Consider the following 7,728-nt stretch of genomic DNA (forward strand, 5'->3'; position numbering starts at 1 on the left):
GTATCATCATTAGAATCAAAAAAATTATAATTAGTAAAAGAATGGCAAGAATTTTATATTAAAAATAGGAGTGAGTGAAGATGGCATATTTATTACAAGTTGATTTTCCGTTTGAAGGTCCTTTTGGTGAAGAAATGGAAAAAGGATTTTGGGATTTAGCAAAAAGTATTAACGAAGAAGAAGGATTCCATTGGAAAATATGGACTGAGAATCAAGAAACAAAAGAAGCTGGAGGCATTTATGTATTTGAAGAAAAACAAGATGCTGAAAAATACGCTGAAATGCACAAGAACAGACTGGAAGCAGCTGGTGTTAAAGATATTAGAGTAAGAATTTTTAACATCAATGAAAAGTTAACGGAACTGAATCGTGGGTATTCTAAATAATTCCGAAAGTCAGGCAAGCATAAAAGGAGGGGATAATCCCCTTCTTTTTTTATTTCTTAAATTGATGATGAGGGACTCGCACAAATCCCTATATAAATAGGGATTTGTGTATCGGTATATTGTTCCTTGGAAAAGGATGTATGAAGTCTAATATATGAGAGTTCTTACATTTGTGAAAGTCATGTGGGAAAAGTTGTATTTAAATAATTATTTATAAAAGGGTACGCCCCTTACTGGGAGGTAAGGGGCACAGGAAATGCAAATTTATTTGTAATTTGCTAAGTTGATTATAACACATATACTTGTCTATACATGTTACAAAAATGTGAACATATCTGTTGATTAGTAACTAGAGATAACGAAGGTTGGATGAATTAAGCTGTTTTTAAAGGGGTATAACAGAGAAAATACAAGAAAAGACCTAATAACAGGTCCATTTTTGTTATTGTTTTTCAGACTTCCCTTGTTCTAGAATGTATGCTTCTTCTTGTTCCGGTGTCGCTAATTCGTATGCTTGACCAGTGCTGTTATTTTCCCATTCCCATAATAAATTGTGCTCCTCAACGGATTGAGAGAAATCACCTTCATACCAACGAACCAAAATTTTGAGGTACTGTTCTTTATGTTGTAAGGTTCCACTATTACTTTCATCAATTACTCGACGTACTGTTTCGATGTTTTCTGGAGTCATTTTAATAAATCCTTGTTTTTCGTGAGATAAGACTTTTTGATGAGTCATTTTGTGCATTGCATTGATTATATGACGATCAGAATTGAGGTCAAGTATTACATCTTCCCCTTTAATTCTTTCAGTCTGCTTTTCCTTAACGTCTGAACCTGTATATGTACCGACTTTGTAACCAGTAAAAATACCAACTGCTATAGCAATAACTAAGCTTGATGTGATTTTAATCCACTTTTTCAAAATTCGTCCCCCCCCTTTTATTGAAGTGTACCATAAAAGAAGAGCTATATACTTCCATCTGTCTGTATGATTTACATAAAGCAGCATTATCAGTAATCAATGATGCATAACGTGCGATTATATAAGCATTTATTATCCTGAAGATTTTAAAATAAAACCTACCTAATTATAGAAGTGATTTGAACGTAAGGAAATTGTAAGAAATGGATAAGAAAAAAGAAATTTTTATTGTATAGGATACAAATATAGAGAAGCGTAAAAGAGGGAGGATAAATAGGATACATTTATACGAAAAACAAACTAGTAATAAGAGCATTCTATTGGTGGCAATTACTGAAAGAACAGCAACTAAAACAAATACTCACTACAGTTCCTGCAGGAAAGGGAGGAATCAATGGATATGGTCTAGGAATCTATGAAATTAAACTTCTTAACGTTGTCTCGATATGGGGACATACAGGTGCTATTCCAGGGTTTGATACTTTTGCTGGAGGTAGGCATATGTTGATGGCAATTTGAACAGTATTGGTAGAGCCGAAAATACGGGCCTTTTAAAAGTATTTTACTTGTTGAATTTAGACAGTAGGGATAAAGGCAGAATAGTAGTTTATGTGATGTTTGTAATTGAACAAATAAAAGATGAAATTGATCATTTATCTAAGGAGGAATTTTTTTATGGAAAATAAATTATCTGGAGTATTAGCCGCTACCTTAGCTCTAACAATGAGCCTACCAACAGGAGCGATAGCGTCTTCTAGCAGTAAGACTCCAGTTGTATCTAGCCAAGAAGTTGCTAGCAAAGATTTGGAGAAGATTGCTGCAGAGAACGCCACGCTGCTCACGGAGTCCTATGAGACGACTAGTGTACAGTATGCGCTGATTGATAATGGTAAACTTATTGTGTCGGGGCAGACAGGTAAGAACGACATAGAAGGGAAAGAGCCACTAACTAAAGATACTCTATACGGAATTGGTTCAACCAGTAAAGTATATACAGCTGCGGCTGTTATGAAACTGGTAGACGAAGGAAAAGTTGATTTGGATGCTCCTGTTGCCCGCTATATACCTGATTTCAAAATGAAAGATAAACGATATAAGCATATTACACCGCGTATGCTGTTGAATCACTCCTCGGGTTTGCAAGGTTCGACGTTCAATAATGCATTTTTATTTAAAGATAATGATGCTTATGCTCATGATATATTGTTGCAACAATTGTCCAACCAAAACTTGAAGGCAGACCCTGGTGCGTTCTCAGTATACTGTAATGACGGTTTTACACTGGCTGAGATCTTGGTAGAAAGAGTCAGCGGTATGAGTTTTACTGAATTTCTACATCAAAAGTTTACAGAGCCATTAAAACTGAATCATACGATAACATCGCAAGACAAATGGGAAGACGAAAAGCGGGCTGGACTGTATTCTCCGACATACCAGGGACAGCTACCAAGTGAAATGGTGAATCTAATTGGTACGGGAGGAATCTCTTCTACTGCAGAAGATGTGGTGCGATTCTCACAAATATTTATGGGAAAGGGAAAAGAAATTCTCTCTAATAAAGCAGTCAAGGCGATGGAACAAGAAGAATATAAAAAAGGAATGTGGCCGGGAGATAGCGGAAATGTGTTCAACTATGGACTTGGCTGGGATAGTGTGAAACTATACCCATTCAGTGAATATGGGATAAAAGCGTTGACTAAGGGTGGGGATACGATACTGCAACATGCTACATTGGTCGTGCTTCCAGAACAGAAGATGGCAGCAGCTGTATTGTCCTCCGGCGGGAGCAGCATGACAAATCAACTGTTGGCAAATAAATTACTGCTAGCTAGGCTTAAAGAGAAAGGGGCAATTAAGGATATAAAACCAGATAAATCCTTCGGCAAGCCAGTCAAGGCTAAAGTGCCTCAAGATGTGGTAAAAAAAGCAGGATTGTATGGAAATAGCTACAGCGATTTCAAAATAGAAATTACGAAGAAGGGAGAACTGTTTTTACCAACTAAACCAGAAGAAAAATATGTATATACGGCGGATGGAAGCTTTATAAATGAGAAGGGTACTTCCAAGCTTAACTTCGTCACTGAGAAGAATGGAAAAGTTTATTTGAGAGAGAGCACATATGAATTATCACCGGGATTGGGGCAAAATGTGCTGACTCACTATTTAGCCCAGAAATTAGAAAACAATGTGTTACCGAAGAAAACAGCTGCTGCATGGGCGAAGCGCGAGGGTGGCAAATTCTACCTCGTTAACGAAAAATTTAATTCTATGAACTATCTAGGACAACTAATGCCTCTTAACACACAAATTACGATCAAGGATGGGTATTGGGACGGCAAAAAAATCACAGGTCCGAATACGGCGACGCATCAAATTCAGATTCCTGTGATGAATGGGCGGGATACAAAGGAAGCCCATTTCTATACAGAGGATGGTACTGAATATATGGAAATGTCCAGCTTTTTATACGTCAGTGAATCTAACGTAAAATCCCTTGATACAGGTCAATTATCGAAAGTTACATTGCAAAAAAATGGGCATGCGAAATGGTTTACGGTCCCGCAAGAGGCAGCAGGGAAAACGATGAATGTGGAGTTGCCATCAGGAAGTTCATTCGCGGTGTATGATAAGAATGGAGTATGCGTCAATTTTACCGTCGTTAGTGGCAATAACAAAGTGAAGCTACCAGAGAACGGAACGGTTGTATTTGCTGGTGCACCGAACTCCGAATTTACCGTCTCATTGAACTAGCTACAACTCGGGATAGACTTCAATAAAACAATGCGACATGGAAAAGATATTTTATTTGTATCTTAAGTATTCCCTTAAATGATATTACACCTAAATTCTTAGCTTGATAGCAATGGGATAGCATTACATGCCTATCAACCTAAGAAAATAAATCATCTCCATATCCATCAAGCTAGTAAAAATAAATACCCCAAAAATAGTGAAATCGACATCCCCAGAGTAAGAATGTAAAAAATTATTGTTTAGGGGGCAGCATAAAACCTTAGCTTGATAGCGATGTGGCGCTACCCAATAAAAAGAAATAGGAGAGAACATCCTATTTCTTTTTATTAATATAACAAAATGTAATGAATAGATCCAAAGTAATGATAATAATTAGAAGTAACAAGTGTATAAGTGCATCAGTTTTTCCGTTTAGTAAAGACTTAACAAAGAAATCCCATTCTGTTTCATAGGGAGGTTCTGACCAATTTCGTTGCAGTCCTAACACCATTCCATTTATGAAATAGAAAATGCTTAATAGAATCCTTCCAATAAATAAGGCAGCTACTTTTATATTCCACTTCTTTATCAAGATTATATAAAGAAGTGGAAATAATATAAGTATCCAAAAAACGATAATAAAAACTGTATTCATCAGCTTCTACTCCTTTTGTGGATTATAAAGTTATGATCCCGCTAATTGTGGGTTGATTAAAGCTTCACCTTACCCCGCTATTTGCCGGGCAGTAAGATCCCACTTCAAAATTCAGCGAAAGAAAAGAAGTTAGGTGGGAATCAACTGCCCGTTAATGCCCAATGATTAAAGTTTCACTTTATCTCTCCGTCTCAAAAAACTCAATCCATTCCCCATCAGGACCAGCGAAGAATATGTAACTTGTTCCATCCGGTAATGTTTCGATTTCTTCTCCTAGTAAAAATGTTACGCCGTGTTTCTTGAGTCTTTCGATTTCTTCTTTTAATGAATCTACTTTAAAGCAAATGTGATGTACTTTTCCTTCTGCCGGAAGAGAGGAGTTGTAACCTTCAATGAGTTCCAGTATCGTTTCCTTCGATTCTTCCACACCTAAAAAAGCGAGTTTTAAGTCTGGGTTTGGATGTCCCATTCGTTTAATAAGCTGTAAGCCAACTACTTTTTCATAAAAAGTAATAGATGTTTCTAAGTTTGCAACCATAAGTCCAACGTGTTCGATTCTTCTAACAGGCATGTAGATTCCTTCTTTCTGAAAATTATATACAATATGTTATTGAAAATTAAGAAAATAAGCAAGATAAAAACCTTACAAATTTTAGCGTGTTATATGGTATAGTGAGAAAGTATGTTTGGGGAGAAGGAAGGAGATTATACGATGAATACACCTACTCAAACTCCTTCATTATCGGAAACGATGAAAGAGTGGCATTATGCATTAGCGTATGAAATTAAACATTGGAAAACGATAGGTGGTAGTAAAATTTCTATCATGAACGGTCGTTTTTTATATACAGATTATGAAAGTACAGTATACGTATTTCAACTTATTTCGGAAGTAAGCTTACCTGAAGGTTCACCAATTCGAATTGAGTTCGATGGTGAGGAAGCGACAGGGGAAGTATTATCTGTACATGGATTAGAAATAGAACTGAAATTAAATGACTATATACAAGGTGAAATACGAGAAGCTGTTTTATACAGTGAACCGTGGCAATTGTTAGAACAGTTACAAGAGCGATTAAAAGAGGCACATAAAGATAAGTTAAAACGCAATCGTATAAAGCGTCTTGTTGATGGGACGAGCAGTCCGAAACATATTGAGAAGATGAAAAATCCGAAAAATGAATTGGCGTATCGTTCGTTTTACAACCCGACAACGTACGTGTGGGGACCACCTGGAACAGGGAAGTCTTACAATTTATCACGTATTATTTCGGCGCATTATCAAAAAGGAAAATCGGTACTTGTGTTAGCGCATAGTAATGCAGCAGTGGACGTATTAATGAGTGAAGTAACGAAGCAAATTGAGAAGAAAAAGAAATGGACGCCTGGCGAAATTGTTCGTTACGGTTATAGTCAACATGAACATATAAGAAATCATGAAACGTTACTTACGTCGAAGTTAGTTGAAACGACGAACGGATCTTGGGGAGAAGAAAGACTTTATTTAGAGGAAACACGACAAGATCTTCGTGAAAAGATTTTATCATATAAAGCGACTTCTGCTGATAAGAAGCGTATACAAGAGATTGAAAGTGATCTTCGAAAGCAAAAAGCGAAAATTAAAGAAGTAGAAAAAGAATACATTGAAAATGCGAAAGTAATTGGCGCAACTTTATCGAAATGTGCCATTGATTCACTGATTTATGAGCGTACATTTGATTTAGTTGTCGTAGATGAAGTAAGTATGGCATATGTCCCGCAAATTGCATTAGCTGCTTCACTTGGAAAACGCATCGTCGTTTGTGGGGACTTTTTACAGTTACCTCCAATTGCGATGGCGAACCATGAACTCGTTCGAAAGTGGCTCGGGGAAGATATGTTTTACCATGCCGGGATTGTTGAGTCCGTCAATAAATCAGAAGCACATCCGAACCTTTTTATGTTGCAGGAACAAAGACGTATGCATGCGGATATATCGAAGTTTACAAATTCATTTATTTATAAAAATAGAGTGTATGATCATCCGTCTGTTTCAGAACGTAAAGAACTTGCGCAATTGCAGCCTTTCGCAAATGAAGCGAGTATTTTATTTGATACGAGCCAAATGGGCGCCTTTTCGTTAAAAGACGCTGCTTCAGGGTCACGTTTTAACATTATGTCTGGTTTAGTAGCGATGCAAATGATGTTAATCGGACTGTTAGATGGTGTGCAATCAATTGGTGTTGTGACACCTTACAGAGCGCAGTCTCGCTTTTTATCAACATGTATTAGAGAAATGTTACAGAGAACGAAATACCAAAACATACCTGTTTTAGCAGCGACAGTTCATAAATTCCAAGGTTCTGAAAGAGATATGATGATATTTGATACAGTGGATAGTTATCCGCAAGAACGCCCTGGTGTGTTATTCTTTGACCATAAAAATCATCGCCTCGTCAATGTAGCAGTGACAAGAGCGAGAGGGAAGTTCATTCAATTATCTGATTGCCATTATATGCGTAAAAACCTTTCGAGAAAACAAGCATTATCACAATTAACAGCTCATATAGAACGTCACGGAGATGTGTATGATCGTACGACATCAAGACAATTGTGGGAACGAAAAATTTCGAAACGTTTACGCTGGTTTATGGAAATGAATCTTGAAGAACCGAAAGGGCTATTGAAAGATATTTTAGCCGCAAAACGAAAAATTATTATTTCACTTCCAAGTACGAAGCAAGTGGATAAGCGAGTATGGCAAGCATTAATGCGTACAAATGCGCAAATAACAGTGTATAGTGATGGACCAGTTCCACTGAAAAATGTAAAGTTACAAAGGCAAAATAAAGCATTCCCGTTTATCGTAATCGAGGATGAAATCTTTTGGGCAGGCGCACCGCTTACATCTCAAATGATGTTTGAAGGTAGTACGGAATTCCCGTACATATGTGCAAGACTGCAAGCACCAGAAACAATTGGTGTATTAAAAGGATTTTTAGATATCCGGTAAATTCGGATAGGAATTCCTTGACTTTTATTTGAAATGA

General features: G+C 36.9%; 6 protein-coding genes and 1 pseudogene. 4 read left to right on the top strand and 3 right to left on the bottom strand.

Annotation, left to right across the window (positions count from 1 at the left end; genetic code table 11):
- Positions 1 to 80 precede the first annotated feature (80 nt).
- Complete coding sequence (locus KI369_RS26895) at positions 81 to 386, top strand: monooxygenase (RefSeq protein ID WP_212958595.1); 306 nt, start codon at positions 81 to 83, stop codon at positions 384 to 386.
- A 442-nt stretch (positions 387 to 828) separates the two neighbouring features.
- On the opposite strand, the gene KI369_RS26900 is transcribed toward KI369_RS26895, so the two are convergent.
- Complete coding sequence (locus tag KI369_RS26900) at positions 829 to 1,311, bottom strand: PRK06770 family protein (RefSeq protein ID WP_212958597.1); 483 nt, start codon at positions 1,309 to 1,311, stop codon at positions 829 to 831.
- Positions 1,312 to 1,638: 327 nt separating this feature from the next.
- Between KI369_RS26900 and KI369_RS29955 the strand changes: the two are divergent.
- Together KI369_RS29955 and KI369_RS26905 are read left to right on the top strand one after the other, a co-directional pair.
- A pseudogene (locus KI369_RS29955) lies at positions 1,639 to 1,897 on the top strand (serine hydrolase domain-containing protein); the annotation flags it as partial.
- Between the two features lie 89 nt (positions 1,898 to 1,986).
- Positions 1,987 to 4,062, top strand: a complete 2,076-nt coding sequence (locus KI369_RS26905) for a serine hydrolase domain-containing protein (protein ID WP_212958602.1) — start codon at positions 1,987 to 1,989, stop codon at positions 4,060 to 4,062.
- A 316-nt stretch (positions 4,063 to 4,378) separates the two neighbouring features.
- Here the strand turns inward: KI369_RS26905 and KI369_RS26910 are convergent, their stop codons facing one another.
- Complete coding sequence (locus KI369_RS26910) at positions 4,379 to 4,699, bottom strand: hypothetical protein (RefSeq protein ID WP_212958604.1); 321 nt, start codon at positions 4,697 to 4,699, stop codon at positions 4,379 to 4,381.
- Between the two features lie 178 nt (positions 4,700 to 4,877).
- The gene (locus KI369_RS26915) at positions 4,878 to 5,270 is read right to left on the bottom strand and encodes a VOC family protein (RefSeq protein WP_212958606.1); all 393 of its coding nucleotides are present in this window, start codon (positions 5,268 to 5,270) and stop codon (positions 4,878 to 4,880) included.
- A gap of 111 nt (positions 5,271 to 5,381) precedes the next feature.
- On the opposite strand from KI369_RS26915, the gene KI369_RS26920 reads away from it, so the two are divergent.
- Positions 5,382 to 7,691, top strand: coding sequence for an AAA domain-containing protein (locus KI369_RS26920; RefSeq protein WP_212958608.1), 2,310 nt, complete (start codon positions 5,382 to 5,384; stop codon positions 7,689 to 7,691).
- Positions 7,692 to 7,728: the final 37 nt, after the last annotated feature.

The organism is Bacillus sanguinis, from assembly GCF_018332475.1.
GTDB lineage: Bacteria > Bacillota > Bacilli > Bacillales > Bacillaceae_G > Bacillus_A > Bacillus_A sanguinis.